Genomic DNA, 20,152 nt, shown 5'->3' with positions numbered 1-20,152 from the left:
ATAAACCCTAACCAAAGCCGCTAAACACCTACCCGTTGAGCGGCGATTATTCAACACTCTATTTTCCTAAACCAAATTCATTCATCAACAAAATCAAAACAACATGACCGCACAAGAATTATTGGCAGCCTATGCCGCAGGACAAAGAGATTTTAAAGAAGTTGACCTAAGTGGTGCCAACCTAAGTAAAGCCAACCTAATGTGGGCAGACCTAAGAGAAGCCAACCTAATGTGGGCAGACCTAAGAGAAACCAACCTAAGAGAAGCCAACCTAATGAAAACCGACCTAAGTGGTGCCAACCTAAGTGATGCCGACCTAAGAGAAGCCAACCTAAGAGAAGCCAACCTAATGAAAGCCATGCTAATTGAAGCCAACCTAAGTAAAGCCAACCTAAGTTTCGCCAACCTAATTGGAGCCGACCTATTTAGAGCCGACCTAAGTTTCGCCAACCTAAGTTTCGCCAGCCTAAGAGGAGTCGCCCCAAGTGATGTCAACCTAAGAGGAGCCGACCTAACAGGAGTCCGCCTCGACAACTGAGTAGACATTTCCTAAATAAAAACACTAAACCCTAACCAAAGCCGCTAAACACCTACCCGTTTAGCGGCTTTTTCTTTTTCGTTTTAGGAAATAATGAGATTGCTACCTATATTCTTTAAAGCCCTTCAATGGTGCATCAAAAACATCATCAACCTGCATCTTCAATTTGAGCGATTTTTTGATGAAGCACTGCTTTTAAGCTTAGAGTTTTCCTACTTTTGTGTTTTAGTGCAGAAACAGATGGTTTCTTTTAAAGCTTGCATTTGTGACTTGAATGTAAGACTCTTTTAAAACAAATAAACAAATGACAGCTCACATACTTCTAATCGACTGCCCCGACGAAAAAGGATTGGTGTATCGCATCACCAAAACACTCTACGAAAGCGACTTCAATGTATTGAAGAACGATGAATATGTCGACAATTCCAGTAATCACTTCTTTATGCGAACAGAGTTTGCAGGAGAAGGCAACTCCCATGAGGTTTTGGAGAAACTGCAAAAGGAATTGCCCGATACGGCAAACATTCGCCTCAATCCCCAAAAGAAAAAGGACATCGTGCTTTTAGTCACCAAAGAACACCATTGCTTGGGAGATTTGTTGATTCGATATGCTTATGACGAATTGGATGCCAATATTTTAGCGGTTATTAGCAACCACAACATTTTACAGCCTTTGGTCGCTAAGTTTGGGATTCCGTTTCACTACATTGACCACCTCCACAAAACACGAGAAGAACACGAGGAGATGATTTTGAAGGCATTGAAGATTTACAACCCCGAATATTTGGTTTTGGCGAAGTATATGCGAATCCTCAATGGGAGTTTTGTCCAACATTATTCCAACCGCATCATCAACATTCACCACTCTTTCCTTCCTGCTTTCATTGGCGCAAATCCCTACAAACAAGCCTTCAATCGAGGCGTGAAAATCATTGGTGCAACGGCGCATTTTGTGAACGACGATTTGGACGAGGGACCGATTATTGAGCAGAATGTCATTGAAGTGAATCACCGCTTGACGTGGCAAGACATGGCGAAAGCAGGGAGAGATGTAGAGAAAATCGTTTTGTCAAGGGCATTGAAGTTGGTCTTTCAGGATAGGGTGTTTATCCATGGGAATAAGACGGTTATATTTTAATTCGTCTGAAACAAACCTTCTAAGGGAATCAGATTGTAAAGTGTTTTTTAGAATTTGTTTGGAAACCATTTCCCTCTCCTATTTGTAGAATAGGCATTAAGTGTTTACTTTTATTGTAAAATCAAGATGCATGCAAAACTTAGTAGCGAATCGAATTACAGTGAATCAGTCAATTTGTAATGGTAAACCCATTATCAGAGAGATGCGAATTACGGTACGAACCATTTTGGAGTATTTGGCGGCAGGAGATAGCCATCAGGATATTTTGGAAGCCTATCCTTTTTTGGAGGAGGCAGATATATTAGCATGTTTGGGATTTGCTGCTCAACCAGTTTTTTAGAAACTATTGGGAAGATATTACAGCTAAATTGGAGGAAGCGAGATTGATAGTCGTTACTAAAACGGGAATTACTTTGATGATTTTGGAGGGTTGAATAGATTTTTCCAATCTACAAAAATCTCCATTGAAGTAAATCACCGCTTAACGTGGCAAGACATGGTAAAGGTGGGTAGGGATATAGAGAAAATCGTTTTGTCAAGGGCATTGAAGTTGGTCTTTCAGGATAGGGTGTTTATCCATGGGAATAAGACGGTTATATTTTAATAAAAATCGTATCAGTGGCTAAATCTATGTAAAATCAACACTTTTAGCCAGCGATAAGTCTTATGTGCAAAAATAAAGAAGAAAACTTCGGTAGTTACAGCACTCAAAATATTGTACTTTTATCATAACCCACCCATGTTTTAATCAGAAACTACCGAAGTTTAAACACCTACTACAACTTCAATTCCATCCGCACATTCGCCCTCGCCTGTGCTTCAAAGCGTTCAAAAAATTCAGGCGTATAGTACAAAGGCGCTTTTTGAAGTAGGTGTTGCAGCACTTTTCGGCGACCACGTTTATAAAGGATTGAAGGAACGTGTCGGTATTCTTGGCGAATCGCCTTGGAATAGGCTTCATATTTTTCCCAATCTGCTCCCAAAATCGCCAAATCCGCATCCAAAAAATAGTGAAAATCATTGGAGGGCAAGAGGGCATGATGGTCTTTGGTGGCTAAAATGAGGCTGTAAGCCAATTGAATCGTTGTGGTATCGACCTTCAATAGAGGCAGTACTTTGTCCGCATATTCGGCGCTTTTTAGTTCGTTGTCTTTTCGGAGTGAACTGTAAATGATGTCGTGGTAAAAAATAGCAAAATAGACCGCTTTGGGATGCTCCAATTTTTGTTTGAAGGGAAGTAGTAATTCAAACAATTCTTGAAGGTGTGTTAAATTGTGGTAGTATCGGGAGGATTCTTGGTAATGTTTCAGTATATTTTGCCATTGTTCTTTCACAACAGGTTCGTTTACTGTGTTTTCGTCAAATAATTGAAGCCACTGGTGGTGTAAAAAATCTATTGTGCTGCTTATTTTATTAGGCATAAGATGGAAGTTTTGTTTTATATTTGACAATTGAAACAACATTTATTCTGCATTTTGTTCCGTTTATGCACTATGAAAACCAAATTTTTATATCAAATGACACCAACTAAGGTTGCAATAGCACTACTCGAAGATGCAAAAATATATTTGAATCAAATTTCAGCTGCCGCCTATTGTCAAACAATTCCCTTATTGTTCAATTCAAATATTGGTCAACATAGCCGCCATTTAATTGAATTTTTTCAGTGTTTGTTACAGCAAGCACAAAGCGAGCAAGGAATTATTGATTATGACAAAAGACAGAGAAACAAAGAAATAGAACAAGAGCCTCCATCTGCAATTCAGGCCATTGATGCTATCATTGAAGCCCTACCAACTTGTCAACCGAATCCTAATTTGCAGCTTCATGTAGCCTACAACCCCAACACGGATGATGTATTGACCGTAAGGACTTGTTTTGACAGAGAACTTTTGTACAACATCGAACATACCATTCACCACCTTGCCATCATCAAAATTGGACTACAATTGGTAACTCCAGACATTCAATTACCTTTACATTTCGGTATTGCTCCTTCTACGGTGAAATACCGCAGCGAAATTCAACATTCATCACCAAACTAAACGATATATTTATGCTTCCTATTCTCGTTCCTGCTGCATTGGCCACTGTTGGCACATGGTTCTATGTCAATGCGGGCATCAAAATTCCACCCGAAACTGACCAAATCATAGATGAAGTGTTGAAAGAAAAGGGATTACCCAAGTTTGTGGCGGGTAAAACGGGGATTGCAAAATCTGGAGACATCAACATTTGGTACGAATCCATGGTGCCTGAAGGCACTCCCAAAGGTGCGGTTTTGCTGGTGATGGGATATGGCACAACGGCGTTGGGATGGCCTGCTCACTTTTACCAGCCCTTGGTAGATGCTGGTTATCATGTCATTCGATACGACAACCGAGGTTTGGGAATGTCGGATTGGATGAAAAATTGGGATAAGAAAAACCCCTACACCTTAGAGGATATGGCAAAAGATGGCATTGCCATTTTGGACACTTTGGGAATCGAAAAAGCACACATCATTGGGGCTTCAATGGGCGGAATGATTGCCCAGAGAATGGCGATTAGTCATTCCGAAAGGGTTTTGACACTTACTTCCATCATGTCATCGGGTTATATGAACGACCCTGAATTGCCGCCTGTACCCAAATCTTTTCGACACAATTTAGTGAGATTGACCCTCAAATACCTTATCCGCCCCAACAGTCGAAAAGCAGCCAAATTCAGCGTTGGGATACGATTGGCATTGAGAGGTGATGGGCCGTATGAGATTGATCTCAAAAATGCCGTCCAAAAAGCATTCTATGAAAGACACAAAAGACGGGGTTCTAACGCCAAAGTAAGAGACCAACATGGCGCAGCTATTGCAGCATCAGGTTCTCGCCTTCAAGAATTAAAATACCTAAAAATACCGATTTTGGTGGTTCACGGAAAATCCGATCCTTTGGTAATTTTTCCACATGGCGAAAAATCCGCTTCTATGATGCCCAATGCCAAAACACTTTGGATTGAAGGTATGGGACATGATTTGCCCAAAATGTACGCATCACAAATCGTAGAAGCTGTATTGAAGAATTTGGAGGAGGTAACTGTATAAAATACTGAAAACGGAAATTTCTAAAATTTCCGTTTTCTCTTGTTGGCATAAAAAACTATTCAAAGTGAATCGGCTGCAACAAAATTTTCCATGCTTCCTCCACCTTACCTTGCTCCAAATAGGTATGAGCCAAATGATGCAATTGAAGGAAAAATTCCGATTTTTTCAAACTTTTTCCTCTCAATAATTGAAGCTCATGGTTTTGTACTGCAAAAGCTGCAATGGATTCCTTTGAAGGAAGATTTTCTACATTTCCCAATTGCCCCAAATCATTGCCCGTCAAGATGTGGCTGTTGCGGATAACATCGGGGAGTTGGTCAATACCCATCCCCGTGGTCATCAGAGGTTTAGCTACTTCAAAAACCATCTCACCATTCGCTCTGCAATACCAATTACTGCCCATTCGAGCCACAGCATCCAATTTGAAGGGATCTACCTGTCCTGTTTCGTCAAAAATTTCGGGTTTGAAGTGTGCCAAAACGACCTCACAAATCACCAAATTTCCAGCTCCTCCCCCATCGCCCGTAGCAATGACCTCTTTCACAATACACTCAAAAGCAGCAGGAGATTCGCCCACTCTCGGCGGTTTCACTTTCTCGGAAACGACTTCCGTAAAACCAGCTTTCACAAACTCGTTCACCCCTTTTGGATATTCCGTGCTACTCAAGGACATCTGCTGTACCATGCTGTAATTCACAATGTTAATCACCACTTCTGGCACTGCCAATACATTGTCGAGCGTATCCTTGGTCGTATTTCCCCGCACACGCCTTGAAGGAGAAAAAACCATTGTAGGCGGATTCGCTCCAAAAACATTGAAGAAACTAAACGGGCTGAGGTTCACTTTTCCCTCCTTATCCACCGTACTCGCAAAGGCAATCGGACGAGGCGCAACGGTTCCTGTTAGGTAGCCAAAAAGCTGTGCCGTTGGGATTTCTTTGGGATTTATTGTTAAATAGTTAGTCATTGAACTTGTTATTTGATGGCTGCAAAAGTAGGCAAAATCAAGATGCCTTCAAATGACAAAGGGTAAAAGACAAAAGTAATAGAGAGCATTTATACATACAACTTTCAATGGTTTTTAAATTTTCATAAAGGCAACCAAAACAACGAAAACAAACGTTGTTTATAACATACAAAAATCATTGTTTATGAGAATCATTACCTACTTCTTCTTCCTTTTAGCACTTTTTTCCTTCAATGGGATTTTTGCCCAAACAAGTGGAGCGTCTCTAAGTCTATCGGCAGAAAATCGCAATATCCCTTATTTCAATCAACCCAGTTATATAGATGCCTTCAATCTCGACATTGGCATAGATAAATGTCTGGAAAATAGTTTTGTTTGGTATATGGGTTTTCGATATACCCATAGTTCGGGCAAACATATATGTCAGCAGTGTGGGGTTTACAATTTAATTGAGGGCGAAATCGCAACCAAGTTACCAACCAAATCCTACTATTCGTACAATCAAGTACAAAATGAAGTTGGTATTGCTTCGGGTATAAAGTATTATTTTGCGACCCACAAATACAGTTCTATCCAATTTTTTGCAGAACTGGGTTTTATTTACAACGTATTTGTTAACAAGAAATGGGAAGGTGCATATTGGCAAAACGACCCTCAGACTAAATCGGTTATTGAAGGCCCTTTTGGGGAGAACAAACGGCGCAACGACATGAAATGGTTAGACATAAAAGGCATGGCGAGTTTTGGAGCAGAATTAACGTTTGCAGATGGCTGGGCATTGATAATGAAACCGTATGCTCAACACCACAGACATTGGGAGTTTGGGGCAATATTGGGCGTAAAACGTGTGGTGGACAATGGTTACTAACGAAAAATTAGAAAATGGATTTTCTTCAACAAGCATGGAATACCTTGCTCAATTCTTCATGGATTGACTTGGGCGCACTCATCAGCGGCATTTTTTACGTCACCTTGGCGGCAAAAGAAAACGTATGGTGTTGGTTGGCGGGGCTGGTGAATGTGGTCTTGTTTTTTGTGATTGCCTTCAATGCACAGATGTATTCTGATGTGGGTTTGCAGGTTGTTTATTTCGGTTTGACCCTTTACGGTTGGTGGCAGTGGGTCTATGGCAGCAAAAACAACAAGCAACAAAACACCTTGACCATCACCACAACCTCTCCAAAACTTTGGCTTGCGCTCATTCCCTTTACCCTTTTCGCCACGATTTTATTGTACTTTGTTTTGGACAAATGGACGGATACCGATGTTGCTTTTTGGGATGCGCTGACTACCGCCCTCAGCCTCACCGCTACGTGGATGACCGCCCGCAAAAAACTGGAAAACTGGCTGGTATGGATAATTGCAGACCCGATTTATGTGGGTTTGTTGTACTACAAAGGTTGGTACTTATCGGGTTTGTTGTTTGGGATTTATACGGTCATTGCAGTATTGGGCTATTTGGAGTGGCGAAAGAAAATGAGCAAACAGTAACAAAAAGTGGAAACCTTGTTAACGGCGGCAAGCCTTGACAATAGTTTGAACACAAGGGAAGATATTTTTACTGGCTTTCACTCCAATAATCCGTACCTTTGCAGCAGAATCAAAACGAACCAAACACGCCTTTTTTTGTTTGGTTCTTAAATAGTTGAAACATGAACAAGTCAATTAAATATTTGCTTTTGCTGCTTTTCATTGGTGTATTTCTGTTTGTAGGTTTAGACGACGCTACGGCTCAGTGTGCGATGTGCAAGGGCGTGGGAGAAAGCAACTTGGAAGGTGGTGGCGATGCGGGTATTGGACTGAATACGGGCATTATGTACCTTTTTCTGACTCCTTATACCATTGCGATGATTTTGGGCGGTTATTGGTGGTGGAACAACCGTCAGGCGGAGCGGGAGCAAGCGATGGAAGGATAGAAGAATCTGCCAAATCTTTTTATATTTGTCATGTTATGACAATACAAACTACTCCCATCAAAATATTCATCGCCTATTCACGGCTCGATGCAGACTACCTGAAGGAACTGCAAAAATATCTCCGTCCACTCAATCGCAAGAGAACCATCGAAATATGGTACGATGGTGAAATCCAACCTGGCACCAAATGGGCTGCCGAAATCAACCAACGTCTCCATGCTGCCGATATCATCTTACTGCTGATTACCGCCAATTTGCTCAGTTCCGACTACTTCTACAATGAAGAAATGCAAAAAGCCCTGCACCGCCACGAAAAGGGAGAGGCAAAAGTAATTCCTGTGATTTTGCGGCATTGTACTTGGCGTTTGTTTGACGAATTGAGTGAACTGCAAGCCCTTCCCAAAGATGGTGTGCCTTTGAGTCATTGGAGTGATGATGCGGAGGCTTATACCAATGTGGTGGAAGAATTGCATCGGGTGGTGATTTCGGTGAGGACGGCGAAAACTAAAGAGGAACAAGAGCGTTTTGCCAAACTTCCTTTGCCCCTTCAAAAACTCCTCAAAGACATGGTATTGGTAGAAGGAGGGAATTTTATGATGGGTTCAGATAAGGAAAAACGAGAACAGCCTATCCACAAAGTAAGCGTTCCCACTTTTCAAATAGGAAAATACCCCGTCACACAAGCACAATGGCAGGCCGTGATGGGAAAGAATCCAAGTTACTTCAAAGGATGCGATGAATGTCCTGTAGAACAGGTGAGTTGGAACGATATAAAAAAGTTTATCGAAACGCTGAACCAACTGACAGGGAAAAAATTTCGACTGCCGAGTGAAGCGGAATGGGAATTTGCGGCGAGAGGAGGGAAGAAAAGCAAAGGCTTTGAATTTTCGGGGAGCAAAAATATAGAGGAATTAGCTTGGTACTGGAAAAACAGTGGAGATACCATTTTGTCGGGAGATTGGGATTGGGATACAATCCGAAAAAATAATGGGAGGACACATCCCGTTGGAGAAAAGAAGGCAAATGAATTGGGTTTGTACGATATGAGTGGCAATGTTTTTGAATGGTGTGAAGACGATTGGCATGACACTTACGAAAAGGCACCTGAAGATGGAAGTGCATGGATAAACCAGCCGAGAGGTAGTCATCATGTGGTTCGTGGCGGTTCGTGGTACGACGATCCCTACTATTGCCGTGTCGCTGATCGCGGCTACGATCTGGGCGATGATGAAGGGATCGGCTTGCGTCTTGCGTTGCCACAGTTCTAAAGGCAGTCCCTCTGGCTTCTTCCAATTTTGAGTTGTCCATTTGTGAGCGTTGGCAAGCGGTAGCAGCCAACAGCGAGCAAGCAAAAGCATCAGAAATGGTTTACGTCAAGTGCACATTTCTCGCCGAGCGAAGCGAGGCTCGATTTTTTATTTTTAGTCCGTGGATTGTTGGTTGAGATCACTCCGTAGGGGTACAATATTTGTAGAAACGCTCCAAAGAAAATCCAAATATGAGTATATTTGTAGGAAAAGCAACACAAATGAAAAAATCCTTCAACATCACAGGCGTATGTTACCCACACATTCACTACTTGATGGATACAAGCGAAAAGCTGCGTCAAATCATGGAAATAGTGGAAAAGGGGGATTATTTTGTCATCAATCGTCCGAGGCAATACGGCAAATCGACGATGTTGCATTTTATTGGAGGAGTATCTCCAAATCTCCATGAATTTTCAAGGAGTAGATAGCAAATGGCATGAATCGGATGCGGCTTTTTCACAAATGTTTGTTCACCAAATTAGCCGTTTTTTTGAGTTTCAAAATTCTGATTTGCATCAATTTATTGAAGCCAAAAAGGAAGAGGTAGAGGATATGGATAGCTTGTCACGATTCATTACACGCCTTGTGCACCAATCCAAAAAGAAACTGGTTTTATTGATTGACGAAGTAGATGCTTGCAGCAATTTTGAACCGTTTTTGAGTTTTTTGGGAATGTTGCGAACCAAATATTTGGCTCGTTTCTCACCCCAACATGCTACTTTTCACAGCATCGTCTTGGCAGGAGTACACGACATCAAAACATTGAAGTACAAAATCCGAAATCCAGAAGATGTCAAATATGAAAGTCCGTGGAACATTGCAGCAGATTTTGAAGTAGAGTTGAGTTTCAACCCCAAAGAAATTGCTCCCATGTTGGAGGCATACAGCAAGGCTGAAAAGGTAAAAATGGATGTTTCTGTGATTGCCAAGCGCTTGTATTACCACACTTCGGGCTATCCTTTTTTGGTGAGCAAACTGTGTAAAACCATTGCAGAAAAAATCGTTCCGCAAAAAGAGGAACGAACTTGGCTCGTAAGAGATATGGAAGAGTCTGTTAAGATGCTTTTGCAGGAGAACAATACCAATTTTGAGAGTCTGATTAAAAATTTGGAGCAACATCCAGACTTATACGATTTGGTTTATCAATTGTTGGTTAACAGCATTGAAGTAAGTTATAATATCAGTAACCCTTTGATTCACAAGGGATTTTTGTATGGAATATTCAAACAAAATACCCATAAACTGCAAATCCACAATAGAATTTATGAACAGCGCATTTACAACTATTTGATTTCCAAAACAGAAACAGAATATCTGACGAAGCGAAATTTTTACTTGGGAACGGCTTTTGTGAATGAGGACAAATCTTTGAATCTTGAAGGGGTTTTGGTGAAGTTTCAGCAGTTTATGAAGGAGCAATACAGCCAAAAACTCGAACACTATTTGGAGAAAGAATGGCGGGTATTGTTCATGGCATTTTTGAAGCCCATCATCAACGGCAAAGGCTATGATTTTAAAGAGCCTCAAATATCAGAAGAACGCCGTTTGGATATTGTCGTCACCTTTTTTGAGTACAAATATGTGTTGGAATTGAAGATTTGGCGAGGGGCAAAGGCGCACAAAGAGGGCTTAAATCAATTGGCAGATTATTTGGACAAGGAAGGTTTGGAGAAAGGATATTTGTTGATTTTCGATGAAAGAAAGAAAAAAACTTGGCAGAAAAAAGCTGTTGTCCACAACGGCAAAAATATTTTTGCCGTTTGGGTCTAAAAAAATATATGGTCTAAGTTTTGCGTTTTACCCAAAAGAATCCTACATTTCCCCAAATCAACCTTCACCAAACTTTCAACAATCACATTTTCATGATGAAAAACATCCTCGCATCGGTGGGCTTACTAGCTGTTTTAGGCTGCATTTATTTGGCATTTAGCAGCAGCAGCGATTCGATTACCAGCGTACATTCTAAGTTGGGTATCAACACCACGGCTTCACAAAATATTCAGCAAGTGCACATTCCCGAAGCGATTACCTTTGCAGGAGAGGCTGTTCCATTGGAGGAAGAAGATGCCCGTGAGCGATTGGATAGAGAATTGACCAACATCACCTTTCGCCATTCGAGTACGGTTCGCATTCTCAAACTCGCCAATCGTTGGTTTCCAATCTTAGAACCCATCTTGCAAAGAAATGGGATTCCCGACGACTTCAAATATTTGGCAGTGGCAGAAAGTAGCTTGGAAAATGTGGTTTCACCTGCGGGTGCAAAGGGTTTTTGGCAGTTCATGTCGGCTACCGCCAAATCCTACAACATGGAGGTAAGCGACGATGTAGAAGAACGCTACAACATCGAAAAATCTACCGAAGCAGCGTGTAAATATTTGCAGGAAGCTCGCCGCAAATTCAATGGTTGGACAACAGCCGCTGCCTCTTACAATCGGGGTATGGCGGGTATGAACGGACACATTGAAGATCAGCAAACGAGTGATTACTACGATTTGTATCTCAATGAAGAAACGGCGCGCTATATTTACCGAATCGTTGCCTACAAACAACTGATGACCAATCCAAGTGTATATGGCTTCAATTTAACTCCAGAAGATATGTATCCGCCTTATGAATACACAACGGTCAACATCGAGAGTATTCCAGACATAGCGACTTTCGCCAAGAACTTTGGCACGAATTACAAAGGTATCAAGATGTTGAATCCATGGCTGCAAAAGACTTTTTTGCGAGCCAAATCGGGTAAGACCTATGATATTAAGATTCCTAAAAAATAAATCGCAGATTTTGGGGATTGCGCAGATGGCGCAGATTTAGCTGATTTTTGAAGTTTTACTTCAAAAGAAATGTTGGCTACACGGCTAACGCTGGACGGTAAACGGCAGACGGTTTTGAAATCGCATGAAACGCTATAGATTGCAAACTGTTGTTTAGCAGCATTGTCCAATCTTAGAAGGTAGCCGAAATGTTTTATTACCTTTTGGATGATCAAACATTTTCTTAACAAAAACACAACTACTTGATGCCATCCTATTCGTAGCCCATGAATTAATTCATGGGCTACGAATAGGGAAAACAAACCTCAATCAAATCAGAATCCGTTAATTCAGTCGAAGTGAACGACCTACATTCAACGTAGTACGAGTAGAAATACCATTTAATTTGCAAATCCTACTGATGGAAGTACCATATCTCTGAGCAATTTTTCCCAAAGTGTCGCCCTTGCGAATCTTGTAATATTTAGCACTGCTTGCACTGACCACGCCATCATCGTCCACATCTTTATCCGCATGTGCGCTTTCATAAGGATCTGTTGAAGTAAAATAACTTCTATCAACAGTAAAGGTGTGGTGTTTCAAGGTTTTGGCATTGAAGTCAATCAATTCGTTGGGGTCAATCGGATGCCCTTTGTAGCGGACTTCAAAATGTAGGTGATTTCCTGTCGAACGTCCTGTACTTCCTCCCAACCCTACTATTCCGCCAGCCGCTACATTGTCGCCCGATTTCACCTTCAATTTGGAGAGGTGAGCATACAAGGTTTCCAAACCATTGAAGTGTCGAACAACGACCACATAACCATAAGAACGAGAATACTGTGCAATCCGAACTTTTCCTTCAAACATACTTTGAACAGGGTCGCCATTCTCCAATTTGAGGTCTATTCCATTGTGGTATCTTCTGCGTCTTGGGCCAAAATTAGAGGTAACATAGCCCATAGTTGGCATGATGAAATCGTCCCCTAATCCGTGTGACAGAAAAAACTCCACTGTGTCTTTCATTTGCGAAAGGTCGTACTTGTAGTTATGGATTTTTTGGGTATCCCAAGCACCGTGGTAATGATTGAAGGCAGGAATGTCTTCTCCATAGACATCACTCAACAGAATCTTTTTTCCTTCGGCTAAAATAGCAGGATTGACCGGCACAATATCCGTTGTCTTGCTATACGTATTGGCAGAAATTCCGACAGCTACTTCTTTTGCTGTCTCTGCCTCTCTCACCGATTCTAAAGTGTGGTTTACCCAAGCATGAGGGTCTGCAATTTGGGTAGCACCTACTGCATCAGCAGTTGTATTGATATGGTTAGCAGCCTCCAATGCTCTAACATGATTTTCCACATCACTAAGGCTTACTTCATATTGTCGAGCTAAGTTGTTCAATTGATTTTCGGTCAGTTCTCCGTCCATCATGTTCCAAACAGCATCATCTAAACTAAGCCCTGCTTGTGCATTAAAATTATTTTTTACTGCCCTCACACGCCATTGATCTTCAATTAATTTACCGACTTCCTGTTCGGACAAAAAACCACCATCTTTTTCTTCAAAAGATTTAGGGGTCAGGTCGAGCAAATCTCCCATGGTTGTATTGATTCGCAAAACCTCATCCCATTGTGATTCAGGAACAACAACTCCGTCTTTGTAAAGAATTCCATCTATCATTTTGATATCACAACCTTGCGAATTGGCAGACAGGTCTTTTTCACAATCTCCTTGTATCTTAAAATCAAGCAAATTTAAACCTATCAAACCGTCCAAATCCCCTGACGCATCACCATTGTTGGAAGACTGCAAAGAAATGCTTTTATTTGTACCCATATACTTTGCAATCACCTGTGGATCTTTTACTTCTTGCCCATCAATCCACAATTTACCATCTACTATCCTAATGTCTTTCGTATCAGTTGTTGAAGTTGGAGTATTATCTTTAGAAGGTTGTTCGTTTTTATCATTATTGTTTGTATTCGATTCGGTTGATTGTTCTGTCTTTTTATTTTTATCCTTATCCTCTTTTTCTGCATACAATGAGTTTCCAAAACAGAAACTTACCGTTAATAAAGCATAAATAAGATAAGCACGATATATATTGAACATTATTTTCTACTATTTAATTCAGTGATTATAAAAAATGAAATAAAAACTCTTTGCTTTTTCAATCACAAAATAAACACAGTGGATTGTGCTGAAAATGGGTGTAGTAAAAGAAGTTGGTTATTTGTTTTTAGGAGGGTGCGCAAATATAATAATTATTCAATCAGAAAAACAAACACTCTAATTAAAATCTTGACTATTTGCTTGACTTTATTAAGGTTAAAAACACTTTCATAATATACTGACATTCTTGTATTTAAAATTTTCATACTATTATTATTTGACTTTACTATGACAATATAAATAACAAGGTATATTCCCTGATAATCAAACCCTAAGATATGGATCAAAAATCAACTTTCACTGTGTAAGCACTATACTATGTAACATTTAAAAAAAGTAGTTGCAACATAAAATTTAAAGTTTGACGCAAATATTCTTGGGTTCGGTAAAAAACCGAAGGGCTTCCCATCCTCCTTCTCGTCCGACTCCCGAATTTTTCACTCCCCCAAAAGGAGTTCGTAAATCTCGTATCATCCAACAATTTACCCACACAATACCACTCTGCAAACGATCTGCCACCCGATGCGCCTTCTGCAAATTGGAAGTCCAAACCGTTGCCGCCAAACCATATTCCGTACTATTTGCATATCGAATCACTTCATCTTCTGTATCAAAAGGCATAATAGTCACCACAGGGCCAAAAATTTCTTCTTGATTCGTGCGGCAATCATGCGCCAAACCTTCAATCACCGTTGGTTCTACAAACCAGCCCTCACTACAACGGCCTTTAGGGTGAGCCTGCTTACCTCCCACCAAAATCGTACCACCTTCTTTTTCTGCTAAATCTATATAATACAGTATCTTATCCATATGACCCTTCGATACCAATGCGCCAATATGCGTGTTTTCTTCCATCGGATCACCTACCTTCAATAAGTAGGTCTTGGCAGTAAACTCAGTTTTGAAGCGTTCGTATATAGGTCTTTGCACAAAAATGCGAGAACCGCACAAACAAATCTGTCCTTGATTGCTGAAAGAAGAACGAATAGTAGTTGTGAGCATCTGCTGAAAATCACAATCTGCAAAGATGATATTTGGGTTTTTCCCCCCCAGCTCCAAAGACAACTTTTTGAACATCGGTGCTGCAGTTTGAGCAATTTCCTTACCTGCCCTTGTGCTGCCCGTAAACGAAATCGCTTTAATGTCTGGGTGCATCACAATCGCCCGACCTGCCTTTTGTCCTGCCCCATGTACAATATTCAAAACCCCTTCTGGTAGGCCTGCTTCTTGACAAATCTCAGAAAACAAAAAAGCAGTGCGAGGAGTCACTTCCGAGGGTTTAGCGACTACTGTATTCCCAGCAGCCAACGCAGGCGCAATTTTCCAAGTGAACAAATACAATGGCAAATTCCACGGCGAAATACAACCCACAACTCCCAGAGGCTTCCGCAAAGTATAGTTGATGGCTTCCGAACCCATAGCATGAGATTCAGATGCAAAATGCAAAATGGCAGTCGCAAAAAACCGAAAATTAGACGCTGCTCTCGGTATATCCACCGTTGAAGAAAGCGACAAAGGTTTGCCATTGTCCTCTGTTTCAGCCAAAGCCAGACCTTCAATATTTTGTTCAATCAAATCCGCTACCCGCAACAATATCCGTGAGCGTGTTTCCAAGGTTGTATTGGACCACATCGGAAACGCCTTTTGTGCTGCCTCCACTGCCAAATCCACATCCCTTTCATCGGAATCGGGAATATAGGAATAGACTTGTCCAATTGCAGGACTATAATTGTCTAAGTAATTTTGAGAAATTGGAGCATGAAAATCACCGTCTATGTAATTTTTGAGGTATTTGTCTTCTTTTTTAGGTTTGAGCATCCTGCAAAATTGTTTTGGGATTTTGGAACAGTGTAACGATGGCAAAATTAGTAGATATTTTTGGAATATTCCTTGTCAAAGAAATCTCGTTTGTATTGGCCTCAATTTTTAACTAACTTTGCAGTCATCAATTTGTCATTTCTTAGAAGCCTACCTTTTTACCACCACAATCCAAAGTCCACCAAGCCCGTCATTTTTTAATTCACCAAAAAAGAATTTTCCACCGTGCGAAAACTTTTTACAAAATGGTCGAGGCTATTTCTATGCCTTTTGCTACCTCATTTCATACATTCCCAAACCCCTAATTACACCGCCAATGATTTCATCACCCCCTACAATGGCGCATTTCGTTATGGCGTAAATACAGGAGCTTACCCAGGATGGCTTGACACGCAATTAGCCGATATTTCGAGTGGCAATCCAGACTTAGATATTGAAGGAATAGGTGTAAATGCCTTTCGCCCAACGCTTCCTGAACATTTTCTCGAATATTGGGGCTACCACATTCGAGAAGATGTTTTTGAATATTACCAATCCATCGGTATTGACGACAACACTGTTTTCGTAGGTTTTCCGACCGAAGAACACCGAGACACAACGCTTTACTGCCCCGATGCACCCACCGATTTGTTCGCCAATCTGTATGAGCCAATTTGGGACAATGGCGAGCATGGAACGCCTATAAATGAGGACAATTATTACGCACTCTATCTCTACAAAATGGTGCCTCGCTACAAAAATCAGGTGAAGTTTTGGGAGATATGGAACGAGCCAGATGTCAATTGGGGCTACGATGCCATTAAGCCTGCAAACGAAGAAGGGAGTTGGTGGGTGAACGATCCGCCTCCTTGCGATTTTGTGCTTCATGCACCTGTGTATAATTACATTCGGATGCTGAGAATCAGCTATGAAGTCATCAAATCTATTGACCCAACGGCTTATGTGGCGATTGGAGGAATAGGAACATATAGTTTTTTAGATGTTATTTTGCGGAATACCGACAATCCTGATGAGGGCAATGTGCATTCCGATTTTCCGAACAAAGGGGGAGCGTATTTTGATGTGTTGAGCTACCACAGCTATCCACATCACGATGGAAGTTTGGATTATTGGGACAATTCCATTATGAATTTTCGCTACACCCGACATTCTGACGCTGCTGCAAAATCGGTGATAGACCGCAAAAAACGCTTTGAAGAAACGCTGCTGCAACACGGCTACAATGGCACGACTTTTCCCGAAAAACTGTGGATCATCACCGAATCCAACATCCCTCGTGAGTCCTTCAATGGCTCACTTGGTTCGATGGAGGCACAGCGAAATTTTTTGATGAAAACCCCCATCCTCTGCCAACAAAACAACATTCTGCAATACCATATTTACGCCCTCAGTGAAGGCGGTCCATGGATGGCTACCGATGCAGGCTTCAATGCCATGGGTCTCTACGAACCTTTGTCGAATCTGCCAGTATCGCAAGCCAAAATGTACCCTTCTGCGATTGGTTACAAAACGACTTCTGAATTGTTGTTTGGCAGTCAATACGATGCTGCAAAAACTACTGATATGAAACTGCCCGAAAACGTGAAAGGTGGAGCTTTCGAGGCTGCAAATGGCGACTATATCTATGCGCTTTGGGCTGCAACAGAAACCGACCAAAGCGAGGCGGCAAGCGCCACTTACACTTTTCCTGAATCATGGAAATTGCTCAATTTGAAGCAGATGGAATGGGATTTTGGTTTGACAGAGGCTTATTCAGTGGTATCGAGTCAAAAGGTGGAATTGACAGCTACACCCATTTTTTTGACAACAACGGGAGAGGATATGACGACTTCAATTGAAGAACATCTATCTTCAATTTTTGATACAAAATTGTTCCCCAATATTCTCAGAAACAAGACTTTACTGCAATTGCAGTTGAAGAAAAATACAACAGTGAGTATTGACGTTTTTGACCTTCAAGGCAAACGGGTTCAAGTTTTGCAGCAAAAAACCCCCTTCAATCGAGGTTTTTACCAGTTGGAGATAGATGGAAAGGATTGGAAAAACGGGGTGTATTTTTTGGGGATTGAAGTGGAGGGCAAAAGGAAGGTTTTGAAAGTAGTGAAACTTTAGATTTCATCTTCAATCAAAAACAGATACACTTCTTTTGGTCCATGCGCTCCTAAGACCAACGTTTTTTCGATATCTGCCGTTCTACTCGGCCCTGTTGCCAAGCTAATCATAGAAGGCATATTGAGACCATATTTTTGCTGAATCAAGGTCAAACCTTCGCCAATGTCATACCACAATTGTGAAGTGTAGGCTACCACTAAATGAATGGGCGGAAAAATGCTCAATTGACGGCCGCTTGCTTGAGCGGATGAAAGAATAATCGTGCCTGTGCGGGCAATCAAACATTCACAAAGCGTTAGTCCTGCATGGGATTTTTCGAGATTTCGCCCGATTCTGCAATTGCGAAAGTCCATTTCTTCAAAAATTTCCTGAAGGTTTTCTTCCCAACAATACAAATACGTCCACCCTTCTGTATGAGCCAATTCGGTGATGGTGTTCAAAAAAATGCCTTCACTTTCGCAATAAACAAACTTCCCTGATACTTTGGTGAATTCTTCTGCAAACATGACAGCTAAGGGTATATCCCCTTCGGGTGTTTGGTAAAAAGACGCAGGACGTTGAAAATCAGGATACGGTTTGGAGGTAGATTGTTTCAATGCAGCTTGGATTCGGTGCAAGATTTTCATTTTGGATAATTCACTCATGTATAAAATTGATAATTGATTTTAAAAATATAGTTCATTGATAATCAAAAAATTAATTGGTTTTCAATCGCATTTTCAGTTTGATTTATTTTCAATGGTGTATCTTTGTAATTATGATAGTAAAAATAGTCAATAAATCCAATAATCCATTGCCGAAATACGAAACGTCGGGTTCGGCAGGTATGGATGTTCGGGCATTTTTGGAGGAAGATATGACAATTGCTCCACATGAACGAAAGCTGATTCCTACGGGTTTGTATGTATCGCTGCCAGTAGGTTACGAAATGCAGATTCGTGCGAGAAGTGGATTGGCCTACAAAAAAGGCTTGATTTTGCCTAATGCGCCAGGTACGGTAGATTCTGATTATCGAGGTCATGTTCATGTTATTTTGGCAAATATTTCAACAGAAACGCACACGATTCAAAATGGCGACCGTATTGCACAATTGGTGTTTGCCAAATACGAACAGGTTACTTGGAAAGAAGTAGAAATTTTGGATGAAACGGAAAGAGGAGAAGGAGGATTTGGCAGTACAGGCGTTTAGGAAAAACAGACGGATCTCGATAGACGGCAAACGAATATAACCTTCAATATAAAATACATACTCCGTTTATCATCAGCCGTAAAAAAACAACTCAACTACAAAAAATAGAAAGTGAATGAATTTAATTATACCCATGGCTGAACGAGGTGCAATGCTTCGTCCACATACATTGACAACTCCGAAGCCTTTTATACACATTGCAGGCAAGCCCATTATTCAACGTTTGGTAGAGAATATTGTGGAAATGTGTGAAGAACCTATCGAAAGAATTGGTTTTGTGATAGATAATTTCGGCAAAGAAGTAGAAACACAATTGCAGAATATCGCTCGAAGTGTTGAAGCAGAAGGGCATATTTTTTACCAAGAGGAAAAAATGGGGACGGCCCATGCCATTCTTTGCGCTCAAGGTTTGATGAACCAGCCTGTGCTGATTGCCTTTGCCGATACCCTCTTCAAAGGAAAGCTGAACATAGAAGGAGAATGGGACGGCATTATCTGGACTTGTAAAGTAGAAAATCCTAGTGAATATGGTGTCGTGAAATTGGATGGAGACAATGTCATTACACAATTTGCCGAAAAACCCGATGAGTATGTATCGGATATGGCAATGATTGGCGTTTATTACTTCAAAGATGGGATGTTTTTGAAAAATGAACTGCAATACCTTTTGGACAATGAATTGTCTGACAGTGGACAGTACTTTCTAACTGATGCGCTGGAGATGATGAACCAAAAAGGCGCACAATTTGGCGTAGCAATTGCAGAAGAATGGTTGGACTGTGGAAATAAAGCAGCACTTCTACATACGAATGAGCGTATTTTGGAGTTAAACAAAGAGGTAGAAGAACTGATTGCGCCTTCAACTGTTATAGAAAATACGACTATTATTGAACCCTGCTACATTGGACTTGGTGTATCCCTCAAAAATTCGGTGATTGGGCCATTTGTATCCATTGAAGCAGAAACGACAATTGAAGATTCCATAGTACGGAACAGCATTATTCAATCTCTTTCCTACATTCGCCATCAGGTTTTGAGTGATTCTATGATTGGCAATTCGGTGCGCCTTGATGGACACCCCAGAATACTCAATGTAGGTGACTTTTCAACACAATCGTAATGAAAAATAAGCATATAAATCTTCTCACTTTTTGCTT

20 protein-coding genes are annotated in these 20,152 nt (G+C 41.0%); 15 read left to right on the top strand and 5 right to left on the bottom strand.

Features of this window, described 5'->3' with window-relative positions:
* Positions 1–103: 103 nt before the first annotated feature.
* From R3E32_20695 to R3E32_20685, 3 genes are all read left to right on the top strand, one after another.
* Positions 104–538: a pentapeptide repeat-containing protein gene (locus R3E32_20695; GenBank protein ID MEZ4887162.1), complete on the top strand. Its 435-nt coding sequence runs from the start codon at positions 104–106 to the stop codon at positions 536–538.
* A 304-nt stretch (positions 539–842) separates the two neighbouring features.
* Positions 843–1,676, top strand: a complete 834-nt coding sequence (purU, locus tag R3E32_20690) for a formyltetrahydrofolate deformylase (protein MEZ4887161.1) — start codon at positions 843–845, stop codon at positions 1,674–1,676.
* A gap of 130 nt (positions 1,677–1,806) precedes the next feature.
* Positions 1,807–2,016 (top strand): DUF433 domain-containing protein, encoded by a 210-nt coding sequence (locus tag R3E32_20685; GenBank protein MEZ4887160.1) that lies wholly within the window; start codon positions 1,807–1,809, stop codon positions 2,014–2,016.
* Between the two features lie 436 nt (positions 2,017–2,452).
* Here the strand turns inward: R3E32_20685 and R3E32_20680 are convergent, their stop codons facing one another.
* Complete coding sequence (locus R3E32_20680) at positions 2,453–3,097, bottom strand: hypothetical protein (protein ID MEZ4887159.1); 645 nt, start codon at positions 3,095–3,097, stop codon at positions 2,453–2,455.
* Between the two features lie 96 nt (positions 3,098–3,193).
* Here R3E32_20680 and R3E32_20675 point away from each other — a divergent pair, with 96 nt between their 5' ends.
* Both R3E32_20675 and R3E32_20670 read left to right on the top strand, forming a co-directional pair.
* Entirely contained in the window at positions 3,194–3,721 is a 528-nt protein-coding gene (locus R3E32_20675; protein ID MEZ4887158.1) for a hypothetical protein, read from the top strand.
* An 11-nt stretch (positions 3,722–3,732) separates the two neighbouring features.
* Positions 3,733–4,755 (top strand): alpha/beta hydrolase, encoded by a 1,023-nt coding sequence (locus tag R3E32_20670; GenBank protein MEZ4887157.1) that lies wholly within the window; start codon positions 3,733–3,735, stop codon positions 4,753–4,755.
* Between the two features lie 55 nt (positions 4,756–4,810).
* On the opposite strand, the gene R3E32_20665 is transcribed toward R3E32_20670, so the two are convergent.
* Positions 4,811–5,722 (bottom strand): flavin reductase family protein, encoded by a 912-nt coding sequence (locus tag R3E32_20665; GenBank protein MEZ4887156.1) that lies wholly within the window; start codon positions 5,720–5,722, stop codon positions 4,811–4,813.
* Between the two features lie 184 nt (positions 5,723–5,906).
* Between R3E32_20665 and R3E32_20660 the strand changes: the two genes are divergently transcribed.
* The 7 genes from R3E32_20660 to R3E32_20630 all read left to right on the top strand — a co-directional run bounded on the left by R3E32_20660 (position 5,907) and on the right by R3E32_20630 (position 11,725).
* Positions 5,907–6,590 carry a hypothetical protein gene (locus R3E32_20660; protein ID MEZ4887155.1) on the top strand — a complete coding sequence of 228 codons (684 nt, stop codon included), beginning with the start codon at positions 5,907–5,909 and terminating at the stop codon, positions 6,588–6,590.
* A gap of 14 nt (positions 6,591–6,604) precedes the next feature.
* A complete protein-coding gene (gene pnuC, locus R3E32_20655; protein ID MEZ4887154.1) occupies positions 6,605–7,213 on the top strand; it encodes a nicotinamide riboside transporter PnuC in 609 nt (202 codons plus the stop codon).
* Positions 7,214–7,374: 161 nt separating this feature from the next.
* Positions 7,375–7,638 (top strand): hypothetical protein, encoded by a 264-nt coding sequence (locus tag R3E32_20650; GenBank protein MEZ4887153.1) that lies wholly within the window; start codon positions 7,375–7,377, stop codon positions 7,636–7,638.
* A 35-nt stretch (positions 7,639–7,673) separates the two neighbouring features.
* Positions 7,674–8,906: an SUMF1/EgtB/PvdO family nonheme iron enzyme gene (locus R3E32_20645; GenBank protein MEZ4887152.1), complete on the top strand. Its 1,233-nt coding sequence runs from the start codon at positions 7,674–7,676 to the stop codon at positions 8,904–8,906.
* Positions 8,907–9,136: 230 nt separating this feature from the next.
* Positions 9,137–9,376 (top strand): hypothetical protein, encoded by a 240-nt coding sequence (locus tag R3E32_20640; GenBank protein ID MEZ4887151.1) that lies wholly within the window; start codon positions 9,137–9,139, stop codon positions 9,374–9,376.
* Positions 9,354–10,718 carry a GxxExxY protein gene (locus R3E32_20635; GenBank protein ID MEZ4887150.1) on the top strand — a complete coding sequence of 455 codons (1,365 nt, stop codon included), beginning with the start codon at positions 9,354–9,356 and terminating at the stop codon, positions 10,716–10,718. The genes R3E32_20640 and R3E32_20635 overlap by 23 nt, the downstream gene beginning before the upstream one ends.
* A 92-nt stretch (positions 10,719–10,810) precedes the next feature.
* On the top strand, positions 10,811–11,725 hold the full coding sequence (locus R3E32_20630; GenBank protein MEZ4887149.1) for a lytic transglycosylase domain-containing protein: 915 nt from the start codon (positions 10,811–10,813) through the stop codon (positions 11,723–11,725).
* Between the two features lie 324 nt (positions 11,726–12,049).
* Here R3E32_20630 and R3E32_20625 read toward each other — a convergent pair whose 3' ends face one another.
* Positions 12,050–13,816: a M23 family metallopeptidase gene (locus R3E32_20625; GenBank protein ID MEZ4887148.1), complete on the bottom strand. Its 1,767-nt coding sequence runs from the start codon at positions 13,814–13,816 to the stop codon at positions 12,050–12,052.
* A 414-nt stretch (positions 13,817–14,230) separates the two neighbouring features.
* Positions 14,231–15,694, bottom strand: a complete 1,464-nt coding sequence (locus tag R3E32_20620; GenBank protein ID MEZ4887147.1) for an aldehyde dehydrogenase — start codon at positions 15,692–15,694, stop codon at positions 14,231–14,233.
* 225 nt (positions 15,695–15,919) lie between these two features.
* Between R3E32_20620 and R3E32_20615 the strand changes: the two genes are divergently transcribed.
* Positions 15,920–17,806: a T9SS type A sorting domain-containing protein gene (locus tag R3E32_20615; protein MEZ4887146.1), complete on the top strand. Its 1,887-nt coding sequence runs from the start codon at positions 15,920–15,922 to the stop codon at positions 17,804–17,806.
* On the opposite strand, the gene R3E32_20610 is transcribed toward R3E32_20615, so the two are convergent.
* Positions 17,803–18,450, bottom strand: a complete 648-nt coding sequence (locus tag R3E32_20610) for an LUD domain-containing protein (GenBank protein ID MEZ4887145.1) — start codon at positions 18,448–18,450, stop codon at positions 17,803–17,805. The genes R3E32_20615 and R3E32_20610 overlap by 4 nt on opposite strands.
* Positions 18,451–18,563: 113 nt before the next feature.
* On the opposite strand from R3E32_20610, the gene dut reads away from it, so the two are divergent.
* Together dut and R3E32_20600 are read left to right on the top strand one after the other, a co-directional pair.
* Positions 18,564–18,995, top strand: coding sequence for a dUTP diphosphatase (gene dut, locus R3E32_20605; protein MEZ4887144.1), 432 nt, complete (start codon positions 18,564–18,566; stop codon positions 18,993–18,995).
* A gap of 115 nt (positions 18,996–19,110) precedes the next feature.
* Complete coding sequence (locus R3E32_20600) at positions 19,111–20,115, top strand: sugar phosphate nucleotidyltransferase (GenBank protein ID MEZ4887143.1); 1,005 nt, start codon at positions 19,111–19,113, stop codon at positions 20,113–20,115.
* The last annotated feature ends 37 nt before the right edge of the window (positions 20,116–20,152 follow it).

Source organism: Chitinophagales bacterium (assembly GCA_041392475.1).
Classification (GTDB): Bacteria; Bacteroidota; Bacteroidia; order Chitinophagales; family UBA2359; genus JAUHXA01.
This window is presented reverse-complemented; position numbering and strand designations above follow the sequence as displayed.